This is a genomic window from Rhodococcus olei (assembly GCF_039540555.1).
In the GTDB taxonomy this organism is placed as follows: Bacteria; Actinomycetota; Actinomycetes; order Mycobacteriales; family Mycobacteriaceae; genus Rhodococcus_G; species Rhodococcus_G olei.
Genome location: NZ_BAABFB010000072.1, coordinates 112,459 through 136,414, shown reverse-complemented (window position 1 = coordinate 136,414; position 23,956 = coordinate 112,459). Strand labels below are relative to the sequence as shown.

General features: G+C 69.3%; 20 protein-coding genes and 3 pseudogenes. 9 read left to right on the top strand and 14 right to left on the bottom strand.

Annotated elements, in window-relative coordinates:
• Window positions 1-43: 43 nt before the first annotated feature.
• Window positions 44-2,038, top strand: coding sequence for a phage holin family protein (locus tag ABD951_RS24515; protein WP_345351643.1), 1,995 nt, complete (start codon window positions 44-46; stop codon window positions 2,036-2,038).
• A 115-nt stretch (window positions 2,039-2,153) separates the two neighbouring features.
• Window positions 2,154-3,356: a hypothetical protein gene (locus tag ABD951_RS24510; protein WP_345351741.1), complete on the top strand. Its 1,203-nt coding sequence runs from the start codon at window positions 2,154-2,156 to the stop codon at window positions 3,354-3,356.
• A 63-nt stretch (window positions 3,357-3,419) separates the two neighbouring features.
• Here ABD951_RS24510 and ABD951_RS24505 read toward each other — a convergent pair whose 3' ends face one another.
• The 4 genes from ABD951_RS24505 to ABD951_RS24490 form a co-directional block, all read right to left on the bottom strand.
• On the bottom strand, window positions 3,420-4,475 hold the full coding sequence (locus ABD951_RS24505) for an alcohol dehydrogenase catalytic domain-containing protein (RefSeq protein WP_345351640.1): 1,056 nt from the start codon (window positions 4,473-4,475) through the stop codon (window positions 3,420-3,422).
• 99 nt (window positions 4,476-4,574) lie between these two features.
• Window positions 4,575-5,495 (bottom strand): NADP-dependent oxidoreductase, encoded by a 921-nt coding sequence (locus tag ABD951_RS24500; protein WP_345351637.1) that lies wholly within the window; start codon window positions 5,493-5,495, stop codon window positions 4,575-4,577.
• Window positions 5,496-5,514: 19 nt separating this feature from the next.
• Window positions 5,515-6,672 (bottom strand): 3-ketosteroid-9-alpha-monooxygenase, oxygenase component, encoded by a 1,158-nt coding sequence (locus tag ABD951_RS24495; RefSeq protein ID WP_345351634.1) that lies wholly within the window; start codon window positions 6,670-6,672, stop codon window positions 5,515-5,517.
• 45 nt (window positions 6,673-6,717) lie between these two features.
• A complete protein-coding gene (locus tag ABD951_RS24490; protein WP_345351631.1) occupies window positions 6,718-7,236 on the bottom strand; it encodes a VOC family protein in 519 nt (172 codons plus the stop codon).
• Between the two features lie 183 nt (window positions 7,237-7,419).
• Between ABD951_RS24490 and ABD951_RS24485 the strand changes: the two genes are divergently transcribed.
• Complete coding sequence (locus ABD951_RS24485) at window positions 7,420-8,307, top strand: IclR family transcriptional regulator (RefSeq protein ID WP_345351628.1); 888 nt, start codon at window positions 7,420-7,422, stop codon at window positions 8,305-8,307.
• 80 nt (window positions 8,308-8,387) lie between these two features.
• Here ABD951_RS24485 and ABD951_RS24480 read toward each other — a convergent pair whose 3' ends face one another.
• Complete coding sequence (locus ABD951_RS24480; RefSeq protein ID WP_345351625.1) at window positions 8,388-8,939, bottom strand: dihydrofolate reductase family protein; 552 nt, start codon at window positions 8,937-8,939, stop codon at window positions 8,388-8,390.
• Between the two features lie 952 nt (window positions 8,940-9,891).
• Here ABD951_RS24480 and ABD951_RS24475 point away from each other — a divergent pair.
• Window positions 9,892-10,197 (top strand): annotated as a pseudogene (locus ABD951_RS24475) (amino acid permease); the annotation flags it as partial.
• Window positions 10,198-10,280: 83 nt separating this feature from the next.
• A complete protein-coding gene (locus ABD951_RS24470; protein ID WP_345351738.1) occupies window positions 10,281-10,499 on the top strand; it encodes a DoxX family protein in 219 nt (72 codons plus the stop codon).
• Here the strand turns inward: ABD951_RS24470 and ABD951_RS24465 are convergent.
• From ABD951_RS24465 to ABD951_RS24435, 7 genes and pseudogenes are all read right to left on the bottom strand, one after another.
• Window positions 10,456-10,818, bottom strand: coding sequence for a carboxymuconolactone decarboxylase family protein (locus ABD951_RS24465; RefSeq protein ID WP_345351622.1), 363 nt, complete (start codon window positions 10,816-10,818; stop codon window positions 10,456-10,458). The two genes, ABD951_RS24470 and ABD951_RS24465, sit on opposite strands and share 44 nt — an antisense overlap.
• A gap of 173 nt (window positions 10,819-10,991) precedes the next feature.
• Window positions 10,992-11,411, bottom strand: a complete 420-nt coding sequence (locus tag ABD951_RS24460) for a hypothetical protein (RefSeq protein WP_345351619.1) — start codon at window positions 11,409-11,411, stop codon at window positions 10,992-10,994.
• Between the two features lie 580 nt (window positions 11,412-11,991).
• Window positions 11,992-12,093: pseudogene (locus ABD951_RS24455) on the bottom strand (PadR family transcriptional regulator); the annotation flags it as partial.
• A 90-nt stretch (window positions 12,094-12,183) separates the two neighbouring features.
• Window positions 12,184-12,618: a pyridoxamine 5'-phosphate oxidase family protein gene (locus ABD951_RS24450; protein ID WP_345351616.1), complete on the bottom strand. Its 435-nt coding sequence runs from the start codon at window positions 12,616-12,618 to the stop codon at window positions 12,184-12,186.
• 236 nt (window positions 12,619-12,854) lie between these two features.
• A pseudogene (locus ABD951_RS24445) lies at window positions 12,855-14,404 on the bottom strand (multicopper oxidase family protein).
• Between the two features lie 45 nt (window positions 14,405-14,449).
• Complete coding sequence (locus tag ABD951_RS24440; protein WP_345351613.1) at window positions 14,450-17,089, bottom strand: heavy metal translocating P-type ATPase; 2,640 nt, start codon at window positions 17,087-17,089, stop codon at window positions 14,450-14,452.
• Entirely contained in the window at window positions 17,076-17,408 is a 333-nt protein-coding gene (locus ABD951_RS24435; RefSeq protein WP_345351610.1) for a hypothetical protein, read from the bottom strand. The genes ABD951_RS24440 and ABD951_RS24435 overlap by 14 nt, the downstream gene beginning before the upstream one ends.
• A gap of 244 nt (window positions 17,409-17,652) precedes the next feature.
• Between ABD951_RS24435 and ABD951_RS24430 the strand changes: the two genes are divergently transcribed.
• The 3 genes from ABD951_RS24430 (at window position 17,653) to ABD951_RS24420 (ending at window position 19,642) form a co-directional block, all read left to right on the top strand.
• Window positions 17,653-17,973, top strand: coding sequence for a hypothetical protein (locus ABD951_RS24430; protein WP_345351607.1), 321 nt, complete (start codon window positions 17,653-17,655; stop codon window positions 17,971-17,973).
• 63 nt (window positions 17,974-18,036) lie between these two features.
• Window positions 18,037-18,312, top strand: coding sequence for an SHOCT domain-containing protein (locus tag ABD951_RS24425; RefSeq protein ID WP_345351604.1), 276 nt, complete (start codon window positions 18,037-18,039; stop codon window positions 18,310-18,312).
• 484 nt (window positions 18,313-18,796) lie between these two features.
• A complete protein-coding gene (locus tag ABD951_RS24420; protein ID WP_345351601.1) occupies window positions 18,797-19,642 on the top strand; it encodes a universal stress protein in 846 nt (281 codons plus the stop codon).
• 43 nt (window positions 19,643-19,685) lie between these two features.
• Here the strand turns inward: ABD951_RS24420 and ABD951_RS24415 are convergent, their stop codons facing one another.
• Window positions 19,686-20,270, bottom strand: a complete 585-nt coding sequence (locus ABD951_RS24415) for an Rv1733c family protein (protein WP_425569951.1) — start codon at window positions 20,268-20,270, stop codon at window positions 19,686-19,688.
• Between the two features lie 284 nt (window positions 20,271-20,554).
• On the opposite strand from ABD951_RS24415, the gene ABD951_RS24410 reads away from it, so the two are divergent.
• Window positions 20,555-21,544 carry an Acg family FMN-binding oxidoreductase gene (locus ABD951_RS24410; protein WP_425569945.1) on the top strand — a complete coding sequence of 330 codons (990 nt, stop codon included), beginning with the start codon at window positions 20,555-20,557 and terminating at the stop codon, window positions 21,542-21,544.
• 46 nt (window positions 21,545-21,590) lie between these two features.
• On the opposite strand, the gene ABD951_RS24405 is transcribed toward ABD951_RS24410, so the two are convergent.
• Window positions 21,591-23,945: a heavy metal translocating P-type ATPase gene (locus tag ABD951_RS24405; protein ID WP_345351592.1), complete on the bottom strand. Its 2,355-nt coding sequence runs from the start codon at window positions 23,943-23,945 to the stop codon at window positions 21,591-21,593.
• Window positions 23,946-23,956 lie beyond the last annotated feature (11 nt).

Sequence of the window (23,956 nt, the reverse complement as noted above, 5' to 3'; positions counted from 1 at the left end):
ACCGCCCCTGCCCCCTACGATCGCCGTCGAGGGGAGGTGCCGGATGCACCGTCTTGGGTCCGTGGCACGGTTCGTCGTCGAGTTCGCGGTGCTGTGGCTCATCGCTGCCCTCGCACTCGTCCTCACCGACTCCGTCCTGTCCGGTGTTCGGCTCACCGCGATGCCCGGCGTTGGCCCGCTGGCCACCCTCCCCGCCGCGCTGGCGCTCGCGCTCGTGTTCGGCCTCCTGTCGGTGACCCTGTGGCCGCTGCTGATGCGGGCGATGCTGTGGGCCGGCCCGGCGCTGCTGTTCCTCTTCAGCTTCGTCGGCAACTGGCTGATCATGATGCTGACCGTGTGGATCGTGCCGCTCGCGACCGTCGAACGGGCTCGTGACGTGCTCCTCCTCGCGGTCGTGCTGTCCGTCGTCGGTTCCGGCGTCGCCGGCGCCGTCGCCGCCCGGCGCGACGACACGTACCGGCTGATGCTGGTGCGCCGCAGCACGTCCCGCATGCGCCGCCGCGGCGCGACCGCCGGTGACGGCCGTCCCGGGCTGCTCTGCATCCAGATCGACGGCCTCGGTCACGGCGTGCTGCAGCGGGCGATCGGGGACGGGGTGGTGCCGAACCTCGCCGGCCTGGTGCACGACGGCTCCCACGTCCTGACGCCGTGGCACACCGACTGGAGCAGCCAGACCGGCGCCAGCCAGCTCGGAATCCTGTACGGCGACAACCACAACGTGCCCGCGTTCCGCTGGTACGACAAGACCCGGAACGCCGTCGCCGTGTTCAGCAACCCCGCCGACAACGCGCTCCGCGAGGTCGAACGCGCCGACCGCGACGCACTCCTGACCGGCGGCGCCAGCCGCGGCAACCTGTTCTCCGGCGGCGCCGACGACAACGTGCTGGTGGTCAGCCGCATGCGCGGCGCCCGGATGGGCGGCGGCGCAATCGGATACGCCGACTACTTCGTCGACCCCGCCGGGGCCGTGCGGACCGCGGTCCGGCTGGTCGCGGAGGTGGTCCGCGAGATCGTGCAGGCGGGCAGGCAGCGCTTCGCCGACGTCACCCCGCGGGTGCGACGCGGCGGCCTCTACCCGCTCGTGCGCGCGTTCACCACGGTCGTCGAGACCGACGTCGTCGTCGCCGCCGTCGCCGGCGACCTGATCGCCGGCCGCAGCCCCGTCTACGTCGACCTGGTCGGCTACGACGAGGTCTCGCACCACTCCGGGATCGACCGCCCGGAGACCCGCGACGTCCTGCGCAAACTCGACGCCGAGATCGGCCTGCTCGCCGCGATCGCAGCGCAGGCAGGGCGGCGGTACCGGATCGTCGTGCTCTCCGATCACGGTCAGAGCCAGGGGGCCACGTTCGGACAGCGTTACGGCGAAACCCTCGACGAGCTGGTGCTGCGGGTGTGCGACGGAACCCCCGCCGCCCACCACCCGCACACCGCCGCGACGATGGGCACCCGGGGTCGCGGCGCCGAGGGCCTCGGGTACGCCGAGGCCAGCCTGCGGTCCGGCGCCGTGGACACCCGCGCACCCGGCTCTCCGACCACGCCGGTGGTCCTCGCGTCCGGGAACCTCGGGCTGGTCAGCTTCCCCGTCGTTCCCGGCCGCGCGGACACGTCGTGGATCACCGAGCACCACCCCGGTCTGCTACCCGCGCTGACCGGGCACCCGGGTGTCGGATTCGTGCTCGTCGCCCGCGAGGGCGGCGGCTCCGTCGTGATCGGAGCGGACGGCACGGTCGACGTCACGACGGGGGAGGTGACCGGGCGGGACCCGCTGGCCGCGTTCGGCCCCGGCGCCCTGGACCGGGTCCGCCGCACCGACGGGTTCGACAACGTCGCCGACGTGATGGTCAACGGCCGCTACTGGCCCGACAGCGGGGAGGTCGCGGCGTTCGAGGAACAGGTCGGTTCCCACGGCGGACTCGGCGGACCGCAGAACACCCCGTTCCTGCTGTACCCGGCCGACCTGCCGGCGCCGCCGACCCCGCTGCAGGGCGCCGAAGCGGTGCACGCGGTGCTGACCGGCTGGCGCGACCTCGACTGAACGGCGCGCGCCAGGCATTCCGTTGTGCGCGGGTACCGCGCCGCTTTACCGTGTACACATGCGCCTGCGAGACAGGACCTGCGCCGTACTCGGTGCCCTCGCCGTGACGGGTGGGATGCTGGCCGGAGGGTCGGCGACGGCGTCCGCCGAACCGGAAGTCGGCTGCGGCTGGCAGTTCATGTCCAATGCGACCACGCTGAACATCGCGTTCCCGGACGCCAACGCCACCTACTGGGTGCTGCCCTACGCCCTCGCCGGCGACGACCGCATCGAACTCAGCGGCTGGTACCCGTACGCCCGGTACATGTCCCTGAACACCTACGGCACGAACTTCGACACGGTCGACACGTTGCGCGACAACCAGATCGCGCCCGAGCCCGGCAGCGGCAACCCGTTCGCCGACCCCGCCGCCACCGGACTTCCCGCCGCGCAGCGCCGCTGGCACGCCACCGTGACGACCGGCGCCGCCGACCACACGCGCAACGAGATCTCCGCGCTGCCCACCGGCGCGGGCGCGCAGCGGGTTCCGGTGGGATTCCTGATCATTCGCGTGTACGTGCCCGACGACCCGCGGTCCGCGGCCGGGGGAGTGCCACTGCCCGAGGTGAGCCTGACCCGCGCGGGCCGGACCGCGTCCGTGCCGACCTGCACCACCCCGTTCGACCCGGCCACCGTGACCGCCGGCCCGCTCGGCGCGGCCGCGACCACCGCGTTCGACAAGGTGATCGCCGGTGCCGCGTCGGGCGCGTTCCCCGGCAACGTCCCGGAGGCGACGTTCGTCAACCCGGCCAGCACCGCCGGGCTCTTTCCGAACGGGGACAACAAGTACGTCGGCGCCGGGCTGACGTACCAGCCCGGCCGCATCGTCGTCGTTCGCGGTCGCGCGCCCAGCTACCCGGACACCCGAGCCGGAACACCGCCGACCGAGCCGGGCACCGACGTCCGCTACTGGTCGATGTGTCAGAACGACATGGTCTCGCCGTACCCGGTCGTCGCCTGCGCGGCGGACTTCCAGACCGCCGTCGACGAATCCGGGTACTACACCTACGTCGTGGCCGTGCCCGGCGAGGTACCCGCCCACGCCGCCGCCGACCCGACGGTCACCGTGCTCCCGTGGGGGTCGACCGGCGTCGCGAAGAAGGTGCTGTTCCTGCGGCACATGCTGCCGAGCGCACAGTTCTACCCGCAGTCGGTGCAGGCGTCGCAGGCCGCGGGCGCCGACCCGGCGACGACGATGGGCGAGTACTACCCGCGCGCCACCTACTGCTCCGCCGACACCTACCGATCCGGCGGCTGGCGAGCCTGTTTCGGCGGCTGACCCGACGTTCCGGCCCGGCGTCGGTCGGGCGCGGCGTCGGCCTCCGGCCGACACCGCCTCGCCTCACGAGGTGACGAGAATCTTCACCTCGGTGTCCCGTCCGTCGCCGCGGAGCAGGGCGATCCCGTCCTCGAGAACGTCTTCCAAGCGGATGCGCTTGGTCACCAACGGCAACGGATCGATTCGACCGTCCGCGACGGCCTCGATCACGGACCGGAAGTCGTCGCGGGTGTAGGCGAAGCTGCCGGTGCACGTCTTCTCGGTGACCATCAGCATCCCGGGGTCGAACTCGACCCGCTCGTGGTACATCGCGACGGCCACCGTCGTTCCGCCCTTGCGCAGCGCCTCGACGGCCGGGACGAACGTCGCCGGCCCGACTCCGGCGGCGTCGAACGACGCGTCCGCGCCCTGCCCGCCGGTCACCTCGCGGGCGTACGCGACCGGGTCGGTCTCCCGCGGGTCGACGGCGTCGGCGCCGAGCGCCGCGGCCAGTGCGCGCCGGCTCGTGCTCACCTCACTGACGATCACCCGGGCGACGCCCTGGGCCCGCAAGCACAGCAGCAGACCGAGTCCGATCGGACCGCCCCCGACGACCAATGCGGTCTGCCCCTCCGAGATCCGGCTCTGACGGACGGCGTGCAGGGCCACGCTCAGCGGCTCGATCAGCGCCCCGAGTTCCGGGGTGAAGCCGTCGGGGAGCACGAAGACCGCGTGCGCGGGCACCACGACGTACTCGGAGAATCCGCCGCCACCACCGTTGACCCCGATGAAGCCGCTCTGCTCGCACAGGTTCGTCTCGCCTCGCACACAGGCCGGGCAGGTCCCGTCCGCCAGGCTCGGCTGCACCGCGACGAGCGCCCCGACCGGGATGTCGTCCACGCCGTCGCCGACCTCACTGACGTGACCGGAGAACTCGTGCCCGAGGACGTGCGGACCCTGCTCACCCAGGAGCGGATGCGGCCAGTCGAGGGGGATCGGCGCCGTCTCGTAAAGGGAGAGGTCCGAGCCACAGATCCCGGCACAGGCGATGCGGACCTTCACCGTGCCGGGCCGGACCTCCGGCTCCGCGATGTCGTCCAGGCGCGCGTCACCCGCACCGTGGAGTCGTAAACCGAGCATTCCATTCCCTCCGTTTCCGACCGGAGGCGGGATCCGTTCCGTCCAACCGACCGAATCCCACCTCCTGTCGAGGCTGATTGCTTCCGAGATAGAGGTCCGTCACCAACCGGTCGAGGCGTCGAGCACGACCTTGCCGTGCACGCCGCCGGCCCGGAGGTGCTCGTACGCGTCGCGGGTGTCGCGAATCGGGAAGGTCCGCGCCACGACGACCTGCACCCGGCCGTCCGCCGCCGCGCCGGCGAGCTCCGCGAGGTCACCGCCGTTGGGTGCCACCACGAGGTAGCGCCCGCCGTGCGTGCCGATCTCCGGTGCCGCGACCGAGACCGCGCGCGCCGGATCTCCGAGCACGGCGACGAGATCCGCCAGTGCCTCGCCGCCGTGGGTGTCGACCAGCGACGTCCTGGCCGGATCGAGGTCGGGCAGACGCGACGTCAGTCCCGGGCCGTAGGCGACCGGTTCGGCACCGAGGCGTCGCACGTGGTCGGCGCCGGCGGGCGAGCAGATCCCGACGACCCGGGCGCCCGCCGACCGGGCGAGCTGGGTGGCGAAGGTGCCGATGCCGCCCGCGGCCCCGTTGACGACGACCGTGTCGCCCGGTTCGGGGGCCAGCGCCCGGATCGCGGTCAGCGCGGTCAACCCGGCGGTCGGGAGGCAGGCGGCCTCGGCGAAGGTCAGGCGGTCGGGCTTGGCCGCGGCAACGGCGGCCGCGACCGGGGCGAGCTCCGAGAAGGCGCCGATGAACGGGGCCACGGATCCGATGACGTCGTCCCCGACGCGGAACTCGGTGACGTCGTCGCCGACGGCGACCACGGTGCCGGACACGTCCGATCCGGCGACGGCGGGGAACTCGACCGGCGCATAGTCGGCCAGGTACCCGGCGGTCGTCTTCCAGTCGACCGGGTTGACCGAGGCGGCGACGAGCCGCACCAGGATCTCGCCGCGTCCGACCGGGCGATCGGTGATGTCGGACAGTTCGAGCACGGACGGCTCCCCGTAACCCGGGTAGGTGATTGCTTTCACGGTTGCTCCTGGGTTCCGGTCAGTGTGCGGATGTCTCGGTGTGGGCGGCGCGTTCGATGTTCTCGGCGACCTCCGCCTCCCAGCTCTGCACGGCCCGGGTGGTGTCGATCTCGAACTCGAACCGCTTGGTCATGTCGTCGGTGACGTCCTCGACGTCGACGTAGAACTGCTGGTACCAGCGGCGCTGCTGGTAGACCGGGCCGTCCTCCTCGGACAGCAGCGGGTTGTCGATGCGGGCCTTGTTCTTCCAGATCTCGACGTCCTGCTCGAAGCCCATCTCGACGCCCTCGGCGAACTGCTTGGCCATCGCGCCGGCCTGCTCGTCGGACATGCCCTCCGGCTTCTTGACCATCGCGCCGTACATCAGCACGAAGGAATCCGGGCTGACCGGGTAGTGGCAGTTGATCAGCACGGTCTCGATCGTCATGCCGTTGGCATCGCTCCACAGGCGGTCGATCATGTAGGAGGGGCCGTAGTAGGAGGCCTCCGACCGCAGGGCCGAGTTCGGATCGTCGTAGCTGGTGCCGACCACCATGTCCTGGCGGGGGGTGGAGTGCATGATCTGGGTGGCGACGTGGCCCTCGAAGACGTTCTTGAAGAACCGAGGAAAGGCGTAGTGCACGTAGAAGAAGTGCGCCATGTCGACGTTGTTGTCGACGATCTCGCGGCAGTGCGAACCCTCGATGAGGATGGCGTTCCAGGTCCAGTCGGTCCACTCGTCGGTGCCGACGCCCTCGATCTCGGGGATCGTGACCTCGTCGGTGGGCTTGCTGCCCTGCGGGTCGTGCCAGACGAACAACTGGCCGTTGCGCTCGAGCGTGATCCAGGCACGGGTGCGGGCGGGCGGCGGGACACGACGGGCGTAGGGGATGCCGGTGCACTTGCCGTTTCCGCCCCAGCGCCAGTCGTGGAACGGACAGGCGATCGAGTCGCCCTTGACGGTGCCGTGGGCGAGGTTGCCGCCCATGTGCCGGCAGTACGCGTCGAGCACGTTGATCGTGCCGTCGGACTCGGACTGGAAGACGACCAGCGACGTGCCGAACGCGTCGATCTGGTGCGGCTTGCCGTCCTGGAAGTCTTTCAGTAGTCCGAGGCAGTGCCAGCCGCGGGCGAACCGGGTGGGGTTGGCACCGGCCTCGATCTGCCGGATCTCGTCGCGTTCGTCTATGGCGGTCATGTGGGGTTTCCTGTTCTGGTCGACGGCGGGGAATGCGGGAGGGGGTCAGCCGAATGTGCGGACGGGATCGGATCCGTCCCAGCTGCGGGCCTGCTCGATCCCGTAGGCGACCATCTCCCGCAGGCCCTCGCCCTGGATGTACTCGAAAATCACGCCCGGCCGGTCCGCCGCGTGGACGTACGCGACCTCGGTCGACGGGTTGCCGGCGCGGAACAGCACCTCGAGACCTCGTTCGCGGGCGGACTCGACGGCCGCGTCGAGGTCGTCGGTGATCCAGGCGACGTGATGCGGACCCACCAGTGGCTGCCCGTCCCCGGTCGCGTAGGGGGAGGGAGTCGACGAGGTGATGTGCATGAGTTCGATCTGGACCTCACCGGAGTAGCCCATCGCCACGTCCATCGTCACCGTGGTGTCCTGGTCCCGGTAGCGACCGTCGAGGGTCACCCCGCGAAACACGGTCCACGGACCGACCCCGGCCTGGTCGAGCCACTGACGGATGCCCTCGTCCAGATCGTCGACGACATAGCCGACCTGCATGATCGGTTCGCTTGCGTGGTGCGGCATACGAGCTCCTCGTCCTTCGAGCGATTGAAGTTGTGCCGCAACGGTTACCGGGCCCGGTTGCCCGCCGAACCGGGGTCGTGTTACAAAATATGAATGCATGATTCCAATGCGGCGAGTGATTCTAAGCACACATCGCCGGACCCATCAAGGGTCGGTTCCGACGCGGGTCGCCGGCGCGCGTCCGTGGAGCGGAAGTCGCCGCCGACGGATCGGGTCGTCCAGATCCTCAACCTGCTGGCCGATTCGCCACGGGAACGCCTCACGTTGACCCAGGTGGCGGAGGCGCTGGACCTGAACAAGCCCACCTGCCTGGGCATCCTCACCGCACTGACCGATGCGGACTTCGTCACCCGGGACGACGCGAAGACGTACGGGCTCGGGCCGGCGTTGATCAGGCTGGGATCCGCCGCCGAATCCGGACTCGCCAACCTCGACCTCGTCCGGCCGTTCGTGACCGAGCTGCACGACACGCTCGGCGTGAGCTGCATCCTGACCGCCGTTCACGAGGGCCACATCGTCATCCTGGACCGCCGCGGCCCCGCAATTCCGGGCGACCGACGCGATCTCGTTGGTGAACGATTCCCGCTCGCCCCGCCGCTCGGCCTGGTCAACGTCGCCTGGGAACACGACACCCTGGTCGACGCGTGGCTGAACTGCCCACCGCTGGCGCCGCTGCCGCCGACCGACGACGTGGTCCGCGCGATCGTCGACGGGGGCCGCACACGCGGCTTCATCGTCGAATGCCTCAGCACGTCAACGGCATCGAGCGTGGTGCTCGCGAGCCTGCTGGCCTCGGGGATGCCGCAGCGGATCATCGACGAGCTGCGCTCCCACCTGCCGCCCGTGGACTGGTCCGAGTTCGTCACCGAGATGCCCGTCGACGACGCCGAGACCCTCCCGGTCGCCAACATCAGCGCACCGATCTTCGACCGGCACGGCACCCAGCAGTACACGCTGACCCTGGTACCCGAAGAGGCGGACGCGAGCGTCGCGCAGTGCCGGGACTGGGCCGCAGTCGTCGTCCGCGTGGCCAGGGCCGCGACCGCCGCGCTGGGCGGCAAGGGAATCTGAACGGCCCGGGACTCCGGGCGTCACGGACGGTGGGGGAGCTGCCCGCTCGGTGGTACGGGGTGCCGAGGGGCGACCGGTCCTCAGTCGACGAGGTAGCGCAGCATCAGCACGGTGTTGAAGTGCCTCGTCTCCGCCAGTCTGAGGTGGATGCGCTTGTCCAGTGTCGGGAACATCGGAGTGCCGCCACCGAGCACCACGGGCGAGAGGAACAGCTGGTACTCGTCGATGAGCCCGTGCGGCATCAGCGAGGCCGCGAGGCTCGCGCCACCGACCTCCATGACGCCATCGCCTCCGGCCTTGAGCCTGCGGACCTCCTCGACCGCGTTCACGCTGACCAGGGTGCTGTTCCAATGGACCTCGGTGAGCGTCCGGGAGAAGACGACCTTGGGCTTGTCCGTCCAGAGCGCGCCGAACTCACGTTGGATGCGTGGCGCGCCCTCGGGCACGTGTGGCCAGTACTCGGCCATCAGCTCGTACAGCCGGCGTCCGTGCAGTGAGATTTCGATCTCGCGGTATCTGTCGTTGTGGAACTGATGCAGCTCGTCGTCCGGTTCGGTCCAGTCGATGCTGCCGTCGCGGTCGTTGACGTAGCCGTCCAGGGACACGCCGAACGTGTAGATCAGTTTCCTCATGACCGGTAGACCTCCTACGCGCTCGAAACTCATCGGTGCTCATCGCAACTCACCAGACGGTGGGCGCATCCATTTGGTCTTTCGGCGATCTCACCAGTCGGCAACCCCCTGTCCGGCAGCCGGGTCCAGCGGTCGTCGACGGTTCGGATCGTCGCGACAGGTCGACCGAGGGACACCTGGTCGACGCCGTTCCCTGAACCTGAATACGTCACTGTGACGTATTCAGGTCCAGGGAACGGGAGCCAGAGGAGGGAACTCCGACGACCGAAGGCCGGCGGCAACAGAGTTGTGGACCGAGCGCCGGCGGACAACTCATCCAACCGAGGCAGCGGCAAACATCGCGGCACGAGCGCGGAGCGACTCGAGACCACCGCCGACGACGTCCGAGCATCACAGAAATCCTCGGACGACACCCACGGGACGCCGCGGCAATACGACGACACCCGGCGAAACCCCAGGAACGCCATGGGCATTCACCGGCCGAAACCCCTGATATACCGCACACCCGATAAGGGACATTATGTCACTTTGCGTGGCGGGGACGGTCCCCACGCGCACCGGCCGAGGTTCGATCGAACACCCGGGCGACTGCCCGGAGTCGGGCGCCGAACGGCCACGGGCGCAGCCACTCTCGCGGGCCGGATCTCCGGGTCGGCCACACGTGTCGGCACCGCCTCCGTGCGTCGCACACGCGAATCCCGGATCCGTCGCCGCCGCCGGCGTGCGGTCGACAGAACGACAATGCCATCCCGGGCGCTGCCGGGCCGCGCCAACGTGACACGCGATTGAACGGCGCGCGGCCGCGCTCCCCGCCACTGCCGCACCGGGCCTCGTCCGATTTTCGTGGATAATTGCGATTATCCACGAAACATGGAGTGCTCCACCATCATTGGTCGACCGGATCGTGTGAATCGTCACGCGCAGGCCGCCGGATCGGGCTGGCTGGGAACCGGCGGTGGCCGCACTCGGTTCTCTGCTCGCACTCGTCCTCGGCGTTTCGCGCTCTCCCCGTGGCGCGACCGGCACCTGTCTCCCCGGCTGGCCGCCGTGCATCCGGGTACTGCGTCGCGCCGAGGTCACCGTCGGCGTGATCGTCGCCGTGCTGGCCCGTGACCGCTGATGTGCGCGCGGCCATCGGCTCCTCCTCGTTCGGGGTGCTGCTCTACTACGCGGTCGCCAACGCGGCGGCCCCGACATCGACCCCGTGGCGAACCGGCCGCCGCGGGTGATCCCGGCCCTCGGGCTGGTCGGCTGCCTCGCGTCTTTCCTCTACCCTGACCAGCCGGGCTCCGGCCGCTTCGACAAAGCCGGTATCCCCTCCCCCGGGATTATTTCGCACCGCTGGACGGTGTCTTCGAAATCTCCTGCGGCGCACTGATCCTCGCTGGTCTGCTCACCCGGCTGACGGTCATCCCCGTGATCGTCGACACGGCCGGAACCCGATTGGCGGATTTGCAGGTGGCTGTCGATCTGCCCCCCGAGTGCAGTGATCAGCGAAGCCTATGGCCACTCCAGGTCACTTTTCGCTGCTCAAAGACTGCTCCGCCAGGAACTCATTGAAAGCAGCAAAGGCTCGGGGGCCGTACACGGTTCCCGGCCCGCCGGCCATCATGATCGCGACACCGATGGCCTCGGCTGTTTCCTCGGGGGTGCTGCCCTGCGTTGCGGCTCCCCGCGCATGCGTGGCGATGCAGCCGTCGCACTGCGTCGTCACCGCGATCGCCAGACAGATCAGTTCCTTGGTCTTGGCATCGAGCGCTCCGGGCGCCAGGGACGCAGCGTGGAGCTGCCCGAAACTCTCATAGACCTGCGGAATCGCCTGACGCAACGCGCGGGCGGGCGCGCGAAGCGCCTGCTGGACATCCTTGCCGTAGCCCATGACGGCCTCCTACCACTCGGTTGCGGGCCTGCCGAAAACGTTCCCGACCCGCCGACAGTCTTGCGCTCGACAGCGGAGGTCATCTCTCGACGATGCCAGTTGCCCCACAGTGCCTGCCAGTGCCTTTCGGCCTCCCGTGGTCGGCACCCATGCTCACGCGCGCCGAGGTACGGCTACACGACCCGGTGGGACCGCGAAGGGTGCAGGGTCCAGCCGGCGAGAAGCGGCGCGAGCAGGTAGGTGAGCAGGACGTAGGGCCACATGTAGCCCCGCTCGACATGCCAGCCGATGAGGATCTCGTGGACCGGGCGGCCGATGAGCAGGCTGCCACCCCACTCGAACACCAGCCACAGCCCCATCCAGAACGCCCCGGCCAGCAGCAGGCGCGTGGGTGTGTAGTTACGGGCGAAGTAGGCAATGAAGTAGGCGAACACCAGCACGTAGGCGATACGTGCGGACATGGCGATCTGGTGCGCCATCAAGACGCCGACGCGTGGCGCGTAGACCCGGTCCATCAGCACGAAGAAGCTCAGCGCAGCCACCGGGATCTCTATCAGCCACGCCCGGAACGTAATCACCAGCAAATATGCCATCGGCGTCAGCCGTCGCACCGGACGGGAACCGGTCGAGGTCCTCACCCTCACTACTACCTCCCTGCACCGCAGCTCACACCACAACCCGCGCGCCGACAAGGGCCGTTCGTCCCACATGCCGGCCCGACTCGCCCAGTGAGGCAGCGACCGGACGTCGGGTGCAACGGGACCTCCGGGCCCAGGGATGGGGCCTGCCGCCGATGCACCGCTGTTCGGAGTCCCCTGACTGGCGGCCCATCGCGCACGCCGCTCCGGTTCACCTCGGTCAGGGCGTAGAGCTCGAATGCACTTGTGAATCGCGGCAGGCCACGAGTCGACTCTGGACCGCACGACGGCACCGTGAGCGCGGGCCTGCACCTCGCTGTGCAGCGGCGCCGACTGAGCCCGGATCCACCGTCGGAACACCTTCATGGTCAACGGTCAGCTCATGGAGATGAACCGGATCGACCTCGATGTACTCGACGGCGCCGAGGAGATCTGGGCCGTCACCGGTGAGGACCGCATCTGGCCGCACAACTTCCACGTGGTCGATGGATGCGCGTCTGTCCCGCACCGCGGGATCGGCCGCGTCCTGCTGAGTTCAGTCCTCCCCGAGGACTTCACGGGCGAGTTCGCGCAGTGCGCGCCGGTCCTCGGCCGGGGCCGCACGTCCGGCGTCGGTGGCCCGGTACACCCGGCGCGATGGTGAAGCAGCGGGGAAGGGTCGCCGGTCAACGACACCTTCGATTTCAAGAACAGAACCTGTGGATCCCGGTAGTGCGTGCCTTCCGAGTCACTGCTGCGGTTCGGCTCCGAACGCGAACCGTCGGCCAGTGATCTCCTTGGGGGTGATCTCCACGTAGTTGTACTTGGGAGTCGGCACCCAGGACTGCAGGGGTAGTTCGTCGGCTGCGGCAATCTCCGCCGAGGTCTGCAGTCGCCGGGCCGCCCCGTGGACGACGACACTCCATCCGAGTCCCTCGCTCACGTGGTCCACTTCGAACGCCACCTGTTGCTGAATGGTGAGGCCGACGAGTTTGGTTCCTTCGGCTGTCCGGAAGAGCAGTTTTCCCTGGTGTGCAACGTAGTTGACTGGGAAGACATCGATTCTGTCCGATACGCTCACCACGAGACGTCCCAGTCTTTCGCCGCCGAGCAATTCCCAACTCTCTTCGGGCGTCAGTTCCGTGACGGGTCCGTCGGTGCCGCCGCTTGCGGGATTGGTCATATCTGATGATTACACTCGGCCTTCGATGTTGTCCCCGGTAATGGAGCGTTGCCGGCGAACGCCGATCGGGTATGGCCGGACGGGTCGTATCATCTCGCGGCCGGGCAGCGGTTCGCAAACCGTGTCCTCACACCCGGGATGCCGGACGCGCCAATGTGGTGTATTCCGGCGCCACTGCGAGGTTTGCACGCGTCGGCGTAACGGGGCGACCAGGCGCAGGGCACGATCACACCATCTCAACTCGTGTGGTCGAGTCGGGTCATCATCCCTGCTTCCTGGTGGTAGCCGTTGTGGCAGTGCAGCATCCAGTCGCCAGGATTGTCGGCGACGAGGTCGACCGCGAGGGACTGCATGGGCAGCGCGACGACGGTGTCCTTGCGCGGGCCCGGGCTGCCGCCGGGCCGGATGACCTGGAAGGTGTGCCCGTACAGGTGCATCGGATGCCACATCATGGTCATGTTGGTGAAGGTCAACCGGGCTCGTTGGCCCGCGTCGATGGTCAGCGGCTGCATCTGGCCGAAGGTGCGGCCGTCGATCGTCCAACGGTAGCCGTCCATCATGTCGCGGCCGAGGGTCGCGGTCAGGGTCGCATCGGGCCGGCCCGGAGGAAGGAGCATTGCGGGGGCGGCGGCGAAGTCGGCGACGGGTGCCTACCGGCCGGTCGAGCTCGACCGGCCGGTAGGCCGGGTCGGGGGCCGCTCCCGTGCCGGTGCGCAGCAGCGCCCGCGTCTGACCGTTCTTCCCTTCGGCGGTGGCGACCAGGGGGAAGACCCCGTCCCCGGCGGTGACGAGCACGTCGTAGCGTTCCCCCATGCCGAGCAGCAGTGCGTCGGCGTCGACGGGAGTGACCGGGTAGCCGTCGGTGTGGGTCACGGTCATCCGGTGGCCCGCCAGGGCGACCCGGAACGCGGTGTCGGCCCCGGCGTTGACGATCCGAATCCGGATCCGCTGAGCGGGCCGGGCGGTGAAGGTTGTCGGCGCGGTCGAGACGCGCCCGTTGACCAGGTGGTGCGGGTAGTCGACGTCGCCGGCGTCACCGCCGAGCAGCGCGCTGTGCCCACCCCGCCACCGGCGATGCCGTCCCCGCCGCCGGGGGACATGCCGGCATGTTCATCCCGGGCATCATCGAGCCCGGTCCCATTCCGTTCCGCCTCAGGTTGTCGTAGATCTGTTGCGGGATTCGGTCCGATTCCGTCGGTCCGGTCGTCGAGGACGACGATCCATTCGGCGTCGTGGGCGGCCGGTTCGTGGGGGTCGTCGACGATCACCGGGACGTAGAGCCCGTGGTCGGTTTGCAGGCCCACGTGCGGGTGGGCCCAGTAGGTGCCCGGGCGGGGTACCGAGAATCGGTAGGTGAACGCGTCGCCGGCGGCGATGTTCGGGCTGGCCGGTTCGGCGCCGTCCATGTCGTTGCGCAGTGCGATGCCGTGCCAGTGCACGGAGGTGGGGTCGTCATGCTGTTGGTGACGGTGATCGCGAGCTCGTCGCCGACGCCGGCGCGGATCGTCGGGGCAGGCACCGTGTCGCCGTAGGCGAGGGTGCGCACCACCGGACCGCCCAGGTCGATCTGGGTCGGTTGCGCGGTCAGCGCACCGGTGACGGTGCGTCCGCTGTGCGGGCGTGTGGCCTCGGCCGTGGCGAGCGCTTGCGGGTCGACACCGGAGGCGGTGGGGGCGCGGGACCGGGTGCCGCAGGCGGTCAGCGAAAGGCCGGCGAGCCCGACCGCCGCCGCGGTGAGGAAGGAGCGTCGGCTCAGCGGGGTCCCGAAAGCGTCGGGGGTTGTCATGATGGTCTCCGGATGATGTGTGGGTGCCGCGACTGCGGACCTCACTCACACGGGTGAACGGCCGGGGTCTGGTCTGGTCGGGTCCGTGACGGGCACCCAGGGACGACGGTGCCGCTCGGAGGATGGCTCGGCGGTTGGTCGTGGTGATCGTGCGGCCGGCTGGTGTTGGGCGGCACCGGTTTCCACCGTGGGTTCGATCGCGGGCGGTTCGGCCGGCGGGAGTGGCTCGACGTGGTGGCGGCGCAGGCGGTTGGCGTTGCCGACCACCGACAGCGAGGACAGCGCCATCGCGGCGGCGGCGATCATCGGCGAGAGCCGCAGCCCGAGCAGCGGGTAGAGCACCCCGGCTGCGACGGGAATGCCGATCGCGTTGTAGACCAGGGCGAAGAACAGGTTCTGGCGGATGTTGCGCATGGTGGCCCGTGAGAGCCGGATCGCGGTGACCACGCCGGCCAGCGATCCGGAGATGAGCGTGATGTCGGCGGCCTCGATGGCCACGTCGGTCCCGGTCCCGATCGCCAATCCGACGTCGGCCTGAGCCAGCGCGGGGGCGTCGTTGATGCCGTCTCCGACCATGCCGACCCGCCGTCCTTCGGCTTGCAGGCGGCGGATCTCGCCGGCCTTGTGTTCGGGCAGGACCTCGGCGAGCACGCGGGGAACACCGACCTGGCGGGCGATCGCCGCGGCGGTGCGGGCGTTGTCGCCGGTGATCATGACGGCCTGCAGGCCGAGCTCGCGCAGCGCGGCGATCGCGGCGACGGAGCCGTCCTTGACGGTGTCGGCGACGGCGAGCACCCCGGCGGGTTCGTCGTCGATCGCGGTGAGGATCGGGGTCTTCCCTTCGGCGGACAGTCGGATGCTGACCGGATCGAGTTCGCTGGTGTCGACGGCGGCTTCGGCCAGCAGCTTCGCCGTGCCGACCAGGACAGTGCGCCCGGCGACGGTGGCGCGCACGCCCTTGCCTGTGATCGAGGTGAAGTCCTCGGAGGTGGGGATGGAGTGTCCGCGATCGCGGGCGCCGGCCACGATCGCGGTGGCCAGGGGGTGTTCGCTGTCGGACTCGGCGGCGGCGACCAACGTTAGCAGCTCGTCCTCGCCGAGTCCGCCGACAGTGTGGACGTGGGTGAGGGCGGGCTTGCCGGCGGTGATGGTGCCGGTCTTGTCCAGCACGATCGTGTCGAGCTTGTGCGCGGTTTCCAGGGCTTCGGCGGAGCGGATCAGGATGCCGGCGCGGGCGCCTTTCCCGGTTCCGACCATGATGGACAGCGGGGTGGCCAGCCCGAGCGCGCAGGGGCAGGCGATGATCAGTACCGCGACCGCGGACACCAGTGCCTGCGTCACCGCGGGCGCCGGTCCGGCCACGAACCAGATGGTGAAGGTGGCGATGGCGATCGCGATGACGACAGGCACGAAGTACGCGGACGCTGCGTCCGCCAGCCGCTGGATCGGCGCCTTGGACGCCTGGGCCTGCTGCACCATGCGGATGATCTGCGCCAGCATGGTGTCCGCGCCGACCTTGGCCGCACGGACCCGCAGTGAGCCGGTCGTGTTGACGGTGGCGCCGATGACGGTTTCTCCGGCGTGCTTGGTGACCGGCATGGGTTCGCCGGTCACCATTGACTCTTCCACCGCGGACTGTCCGGACAGGACGGTGGCGTCGACCGGGATCTTCTCTCCGGGCCGGATGAGGACCTCGTCGCCCACCGCGACCTGATCGATCGGGATCTCGACGTCCTGGCCGTCGCGCAGCACGCGGGCGGTGCGGGCCTGCAGGCCGAGCAGGGCGCGGATGGCCTCGCCGGTGCCGGCCTTGGCGCGGGCTTCCAGCAGCCGGCCGAGCATGATCAGGGTGAGGATCACGCCGACGGCTTCGAAGTACACCTCCCGCACCTCGGCGGGCAGCAGCTCCGGGGCCAGGGTGACGAGCAGGCTGTAGCCGTAGGCGGCGACCGTGCCGAGGGTGATCAGGCTGTTCATGTCGGCGCTGCGGTGGGCCAGAGCGAGCCAGCCGGTCCGGTGGATCGGCCACCCGGTGTAGAGCATGACCGGGGTGATCAGCGCGAGTTGCAGCCAGTGGTTGAGCAGCACCGCCGGTACCCAGGTCGCGCCGAACAACGACTGCGCCATCACCGCGAACAGCACCGGGGCGGTGAGCACCGCGCCGGTCACGACGCGGCGGGTGAGGTCGGTGATCTCGGCGCGGCGTTCCTCAGCCTGTGCCGCTTCGACGTCCGCGGCGGATTCGGACACGGCCTCCGGCGCCGCGGGCGGCTCGGCCCGGTCGTGCTCGTCCGGCGAGGTGCCCTGGCCGTCGGGGGTGACCACGAGGGTGCCGTGGATCATGTTCATGCCGCAGGCGAAACCGAACGACCCCGCGTGGAGTGGAGTGAATCGGACGGTCGTGTGCTGGTGTGCCGGCAGGGCGGCGGAGACCTGCAGGTCGGGGAAGACCACGCGGGAGGTGCAGTCCCCGCTTTCCTGCCGGTCGAACTCGATCTCCACCGGAATGCCCTGGCGGACCTGCACGACGCTCGGGCTGTACCCGCCCCGGACGGTGACCTGGACCCGCTGCACCCCACCACGCACGGCGGCGGTGCCGGCGCGACGGGGGGCGAAGAAGTACCAGCCCAGCGCGGCGATGGCCGCGACGGCGGCCACCACGACGACGAGGTCAACGCTCGACATGATCGGTTCCTTCGTGGCGTCCGGACGCGAGCTCGTTCATGCGTGCCTGATAGGTGGCGGCGTCGATCTGGCCGGAGACGCGCTCGCGGACGATGAGAGTCTCGGCGATCAGTGCCCGACACCGCGTGTACGGATCATCCACGTCGGTCGAGGGCACAGCGGTGGGCGGTGCCGTTGAGGCGCTCAGGGTGGCAGCATCGTGCCGTCGGCGTGCGCATCTCACCGTGACGATCGCGGTCGCGGCCAGGCTCAGCAGCACGATCCCGATCACGACCACGGGCCAGTAGCCGGTGGTGACCTGTCCGTACGCCGCCGTCATCGTACTCACCTCTCCCGAGTCCACTCCGGTCCACGCGCCGGGGCGGCGTCTCGACCATGTCCGGTGTTGTCGTCCATTGTTCGCGCGCATACCCACCCCAGGTAGGGACCTCTGGCACTCCACAAAGGGAGGAAGTCCCTGTTCCCAGCGGTGGGTGCGGACGATCGTGATGGGTGTAAGAGAGTTCACACGAGGGGTGCGACATGTCCGCGTCTCCGGCACGTGACCAATCGATGATTCCCCGATGGCGAACGGTGACCATCACCCAGAAGCTCGGCTTCGTCTCGCCCTCGCTGAGGAGGTCCTGATAACCACACCACACGAGCCCGGCAACCGAATCCACGACCCGCATCAGCCGTCCCGGCCGGACAAGCCCACCGACCACAGGAGACATGGCTGGATGATGATCGCCTGCTGCATCCCGACGCTCGTCATCGCGATCGTGTTGGTCGCCACCGGCGTAGTGAACAGCGGCTTCCTGATCGCGGCCGTGGGATGCACCGCGATGATGGCGATCATGATGCGCGGCATGGGGCACGGCGACAGCAGCATGCGGCATCCCTGAGCGCACACGATCAGTGCCCTTCGGACTGTGGTGGAGATCGATTGCCGACATGAGGAGTTCACGATGATGTACTGGTACGGCAACGGAATGAGCGGGTGGGGGTATGCGCTCATGACCGTGAGCATGGTGCTGTTCTGGGCCCTGGTGATCCTCGGCGTCGTCGCCCTGATCCGCTACCTGACCCGCGTCCCACAACCCCCCGACAGCGCGAGCGCGCAGCGCCCGACGCCGGAGCAGGTCCTGGCCGAGCGGCTTGCTCACGGGGAAATCGACGAGCAGGAATACCGGAATCGGTTGGCCGCGCTACGCGGATATCCACCCTCGACCGGGGGATCGTGAGCGATCCATTCCGCCTCCTCCCCCATTTCGCCGTTGTGACGAAATCGGGTGGGCAACAGGGTCTTTCTGCCCTATCGGCCGACCGGCCGCGAGGCCGATACTCATGCCGAAGCCCCGTACCGGCCAAGGCGGGGTAGACGAGGAGTGATCGAGATGACCGATCTCATGGCCATGTGTCACGAGATGATGATGTGGCTCCACCGCATGGGCGTGCCCATGCCGCCGATGCACAACATGCCGCCGATGCCGGGTATGTCCATGTGATCACCTGCCACGGTCCGGTTGTGCTGGACCTCTCACCGGAGCGAGCGGCCAGGACGGACACGCAGGCGCCCGGGGAACAACCGCCCTGTCGTCGACACGGCGGGTGGTCGACATTGAACGCAACCCGGTTCGACGGACTGCATCGTGAGAGAGGGATTCACAAGACCTCGAATCATGAGCCCCGACAGCTCGATCGACCAATCGGACGGAAGTGAGCCCGGTGTACGACGCACACACGGCCCTGCCGATCGTCGTCGGCATCGACGGGTCCGACGCGGCCGTCGCGGCAGCCAGGTGGGCTGCGGTCGAGGCAGCCGGTCGCGATGTCGAGATCCAACTCGTCTATGTGATCGCGAAGGACGAACTCGAACGCCGATACGGCGCGCGTGCACTCGACCTCGCGGAGACGGCGGTGCGCGAGACCGACCGCTCCATCGCAGTCGCGAGTCCACTACTGCTGCGCGGCCCACTTGTGCCCACGCTGTGCGAGCGGACCGAATCGGCGTCCCTGCTGGTGCTCGGCCCGGTGGGAACGGACCTCGTCCCCAGGGTGATGCTGGGATCCACTGCGGCGGCGCTCGCCGCGACGGCGGCCTGCCCGGTCGCCGTCGTCAGAGGCACCGACGAGGATTCCCCGCCGCGTTCGACGAGCCCGGTGATCGTCGCCCTGGGTGGGCACGACGTCGATGCCGCCCTGGTCGGCGCCGCAATGCACGAGGCCGAGATCCGCGGCACCCACGTGTTGGCCGCCCGCGCGGAGCCGGCGCTCCCCGGTCCCCGCGGTCGCCGGGCGCTGACGGCGGAACAGGAGTTCGAGGATGAGGTCGGTGGGCGAGTCGGCCGCTGGCGCGGCGATTTCCCCGAGGTCCCGGTGAACACCATGGTCGTCTACGGCGAGGCCGCGGATGCCTTGGCGTCGTTGAGCTCGAGCGCGCAGATGGTGGTGATGGGGTGCCGGGGCCGCGATCTGCTCGAAGAAGCGGCACTCGGATCGACCAGTCATGCACTGTTGCACAGCGCACGATGCCCGGTGTTCGTGTATCGGGAGCCCACCGGAACCGGGTGACTCGACCGAACGGGACTCCGGGGCGTGGTCGTGGTTGTGGGTGTCAGCCCACCGACCATCCCGGAGCTGTTCCGAGATCCCGCCACTCCCGATCCCACCGCATCAGGCGTTGCTTCGTGCCGACCCAGTGCACGCCCAGGACCAACAGCGAGACGAACCACGCTGCCATCGTCCACAGGGCGACGGCGGTGACCACCGCGACCGCGGCGCTTGCACCGCCGGTCTTCGGAGCGGCAACGGGCGTGCCGTTGGTGTCGACCCAGATGTCGACGGCCTGCCCCGCCTTCGCGCTCGGGCCGACCACGACGGTGCCGGCGTGGTCGGCGCCATTCACGGTCCACTGCGCGTGCGCTCGTGCCGGGCCGCGGACCTGTACCGCGGATTCTCCTGGCGTGACCGGAATCGGTGCGAGTTCGGCGTCCTCGACCAGTGCTGCCGTCACCTCGGTGTGAGTGGCGCGGTCGAGGTCGGCCTGGTCGCTCAGTCTGGTGTAGGTGGCGGTGCCGAATGTCGCGGCGAACGGTATCAGGGTCAGCACCACTGCGATCGCGACGAGTACGGCGGCGGACTCGAACCGATCACCTCCCCGCATGAGCCGGTTCGGACTCCACGGAGCCAACCTCCACATGCGCAGTGGCGCAATCCGTCCCGCACCCATCACAGTTCTCCTACATCTTCGTGATCCGAGTGTTCCGGTCGGCGGCCGGTCGGGGTAGAGGCCAAGGTCCTCGGCCGCGGAGCAGATTCCGGGGACCTCCGACCCCGACGCGGGCCGTCTCCATGACGTGCACGCGGCGTCCCGACATCCGATGACAATCGGCCCTAATCCGAGAGCTGGAACCGATGAACACTGGGGACATGCATCGGATGTGCGACACGAGTGACGATGCACGGACCGAGACGGAGACGATCGTGGACGCCACCATTCCCGACGTGAACGTGGTGCGAATCGCGGTGGATCTTGCCGGTCGCGCCCCGTCCGTACACAACAGTCAGCCGTGGCACTGGACGTACTCGAACGGTCGGCTGGACCTGCACACCGAGCGCGCCCGACTCCTTCCTGCCGCGGATCCAACGGGCCGGCAACTGGTGATCAGCTGCGGTGCCGCACTGCACCACCTGGGGACGGCGTTGACCGCTCTGCGGTGGGCGACCGACGTCGAACGCTTCCCCGACGGGCTGCATTCGGGGCATCTGGCGACCGTGCGCTTCCACCGTGATGCGCATCCCGTCTCGCACGACTTCGATCTCCTCGCTGCGATCCGCCACCGGTACTCCGATCGTCGGCCTTTCGGCCCGCTCGGTGCACAGCATCGGCTACCGGCCGCACTGCCGGAGTTGGTCCGCGGCCGGGAGGTGCAGGCGACAGTCCTGCCCGCCGACGCGCGACCGGCGCTGGCCGCGGCAACGCTGTTGACCGCCTCGGCAAGGAGATACGACTCCGGATATCAAGCCGAACTGCACTGGTGGGCAGGCCATTCCATCCCAAGCGGCGGAATACCTCCCGAGGCACTGGCGACAGCGGAGAACCTTGCACGCGTTGACATCGGGCGTGGATTTCCGGCCGGTGTCGACGACGGCTCCGTCGAGGAGATGGACCGCTCGACTGTGATCGTGCTGAGCACGGACTCGGACCACCGACCGGATTGGCTCAGGGTGGGCGAAACCCTGTCGCTGGTGCTGCTCGAGGCCACGGTCGACGGTCTCGGAACCTGTCCACTCACCCACGTGACCGAGCTGCGGCAGAGCCGCGACCTGGTCCGTGAACTCGTCCCCGAGGGCGGGTTTCCCCAGGTGCTGATCCGGGTGGGTGTCACGACGGGCGGCCCTACACCCCGACAAACCCCACGGCGACCGACGGACACGGTCTTCTCCGTCGTGCCTCGCCCGCCTCATTCGTGATACCGGGTCCGGCCCCGCGTCGTTCTTCGCAGCCCGTCGCCCGTGGTCACCGCGGTGATTCGCCACAGCGCTCTTCCGGCTCAGTGAGCACGAAGTAGTTCTCCTCCTCCTGGACGAAATGCAGTCGCAGCAACGCATACAGCCCGTACAGACAGGCGAGGAGGTCCTCGGATCGGTCGGGGGCGAGTTCGCCGTCCTGGTCGATTTGTCGTCGATGGGCGTGCAACCGACGGCCGAGCCGCTCGATCTCGGCGTGCATCCGGCTCATCGTCGCGGTCGCCTCACCGCTGCCGAGGGGTGCGGCGAGAGCCGGATACAGCTGCGTTTCCTCGGCCTGCTCGTGCGGCAGCAGGGTTCCGGTGAGGAAGTCGTCGGTGCTCCGCAGCAGCATCACGGTGCGACGAGGGTCCTCCCCCGCCGCGACAAGCTGAGCCGTGTCGCGCAGCAGGTTCAGTTTGTCGCGCATCGCGTCGTGCTCGGCGGAGAATCGGTTCAACATCTCCTCGGTTCGAGCGGGTACGACGGTCTCCCTCGCCCGGCCTCCACTCATGGCACGAAGTGCGTTGAGGATGACAGCGACGTCAATTGCCTCCTGCAGCAAAGCCCCGACGGCGGGAGCCAGCAATCCGACGGCCGCACATCCCATGGCCAGCAGCGACAGTCCCATACCGGCGGCCGCGCTCTCGACCGCGATGCGGCGGGATCGGCGGGCGATCTCCATCGCGTCGGCGAGTCGGTCCAGTCGATCCGTGGTCAGGACGATGTCTGCGGCTTCGGAACTCGCCGTCGATCCGCGCGCCCCCATCGCGACGCCGACGGTCGCGGCGGCGAGGGCAGGAGCATCGTTGACGCCGTCACCGACCATCACCGTCACCGCGGACTCCCGCTCACGTCGCACACCCGCGACCTTGTCCGACGGGGTCTGCTGGGCGCACACGAGGTCGAGACCGAGCACCGTTCCGATCTCCTCGGCAGGCTCGGGTCTGTCTCCGGTCAGCATCACGAGACGATTCAGGCCTGCAGACCGCAGTCGTCGCAGGGTGCGGGGCGCGTCTCTGCGCAGAGGGTCGACGAGCTGGACGGCGCCGGCCAGCCGACCGTCGACGGTCACCCACACGACCACCGCTCCGTCGAGGGCGCTGCGCGCGAAAACTGCACGTGCCCACGCCGATGCGTCCGGCGGCAACTGCCGGGCGCCGACCGTCACCCGATGCCCGTCCACTGTGGCAGTCACACCTGTACCCGCTTCCTCGACGACGTCGGTGGGGTACGACAGTGTCAGGCTCCGCATTCTCGCCTCCTGCACCAGGGCGGCAGCGATTACGTGCGGGGAAACCTGGTCGGCGGCCGCGGCCAGGCGTAGGACCTCGACGGGGTCGAGGCCGGGGGCGGCCACGATGTCGGTCCCCGTTGGTCGGCCGGTGGTGATGGTACCGGTCTTGTCCATCACGAGGGTCCGCGCGTGTCCGAGGTTCTCGAGGGCGCCACCGCCGCGGATCACCACCCCGATCCGGGAGGCGCGGGAGAGCCCGGACACGATCGCCACCGGCGCGGCGAGCAGCAGCGGGCACGGCGTGGCGACGACGAGGACCGCCACCGCCCGGTCCGCCGAACCGCTCATCCACCACGCCACGGCCGCGAGGGTGAGCGCGACCGGGACGAACCAGGCGGCAACCTGATCGGCGAGCCGCACGACCGGGGCGGATTCCGCGGCGGCGTCGCGAGCAAGCCGGACGACGCCGGCGTAGGTGCTGTCCTCGGCGGTCGCTCCGCCCTCCATCTCGAAGACGTCCCCTGCGTTGACGACACCTGATCGCACTGCCTCCCCGGTGCGGTGCGACACGTGCATCGGTTCCCCGGTGAGCGCCGACTCGTCGAGCACGGCCTCGCCCGAAGTGACCCAGCCGTCGACCGGGACGGTTTCGCCCGGCCCGACGACGAGGACGTCTCCGGCGCGGATCGCGTCGATCGGCACGATCTCGACGTCCTCGCCGACACGGCGCCGGGACGAGCGCGGAGCACGGTCGATCAGGCTTTGCAGGTCCTTGGACGCTCGACGGGACGCCGCGGCGTCGAGGCTTCGACCGGTCCCCACCATGACGGCGACGAGGGCGCCGGCGAGGTACTCCCCCACCAGCAGTGTTCCGATCAGCGAGAGCACCGCAATCAGATCGACCCCGATCCCGCCGCGGCGCAACGCCTTCGCCACCCACCACACGGACGGCACGATCGCGCTGACCGTGCCGATGGTCCAACACCGGTCAGCGACCCCGGGGGCGCCGGCGAACCACGCGACACCGCCGACCACCAGTGCGGTGAGGGTGGCGACCAGCAGTGCGGGTTCGATCGCCCGGCGCCAGCGCTCGTGTCGGACCGGAACCGCGGGCGGCTGTTCGACCACCACGATCCTCC

Bases quoted from the DNA above. Each gene is read 5' to 3' on its own strand.
- ABD951_RS24425 (WP_345351604.1), top strand. From the start codon at position 18,037: ATGATGTACTGGTACGGCAACGGAATGAGCGGGTGGGGGTATGCGCTC.
- ABD951_RS24430 (WP_345351607.1), top strand. From the start codon at position 17,653: ATGGCGAACGGTGACCATCACCCAGAAGCTCGGCTTCGTCTCGCCCTC.
- ABD951_RS24415 (WP_425569951.1), bottom strand. From the start codon at position 20,270: ATGTGGAGGTTGGCTCCGTGGAGTCCGAACCGGCTCATGCGGGGAGGT.
- ABD951_RS24495 (WP_345351634.1), bottom strand. From the start codon at position 6,672: ATGACCGCCATAGACGAACGCGACGAGATCCGGCAGATCGAGGCCGGT.
- ABD951_RS24440 (WP_345351613.1), bottom strand. From the start codon at position 17,089: ATGTCGAGCGTTGACCTCGTCGTCGTGGTGGCCGCCGTCGCGGCCATC.
- ABD951_RS24505 (WP_345351640.1), bottom strand. From the start codon at position 4,475: ATGCTCGGTTTACGACTCCACGGTGCGGGTGACGCGCGCCTGGACGAC.
- ABD951_RS24480 (WP_345351625.1), bottom strand. From the start codon at position 8,939: ATGAGGAAACTGATCTACACGTTCGGCGTGTCCCTGGACGGCTACGTC.
- ABD951_RS24465 (WP_345351622.1), bottom strand. From the start codon at position 10,818: ATGGGCTACGGCAAGGATGTCCAGCAGGCGCTTCGCGCGCCCGCCCGC.
- ABD951_RS24490 (WP_345351631.1), bottom strand. From the start codon at position 7,236: ATGCCGCACCACGCAAGCGAACCGATCATGCAGGTCGGCTATGTCGTC.
- ABD951_RS24460 (WP_345351619.1), bottom strand. From the start codon at position 11,411: ATGGCATATTTGCTGGTGATTACGTTCCGGGCGTGGCTGATAGAGATC.
- ABD951_RS24450 (WP_345351616.1), bottom strand. From the start codon at position 12,618: ATGACCAATCCCGCAAGCGGCGGCACCGACGGACCCGTCACGGAACTG.
- ABD951_RS24515 (WP_345351643.1), top strand. From the start codon at position 44: ATGCACCGTCTTGGGTCCGTGGCACGGTTCGTCGTCGAGTTCGCGGTG.
- ABD951_RS24435 (WP_345351610.1), bottom strand. From the start codon at position 17,408: ATGACGGCGGCGTACGGACAGGTCACCACCGGCTACTGGCCCGTGGTC.
- ABD951_RS24510 (WP_345351741.1), top strand. From the start codon at position 2,154: ATGCTGGCCGGAGGGTCGGCGACGGCGTCCGCCGAACCGGAAGTCGGC.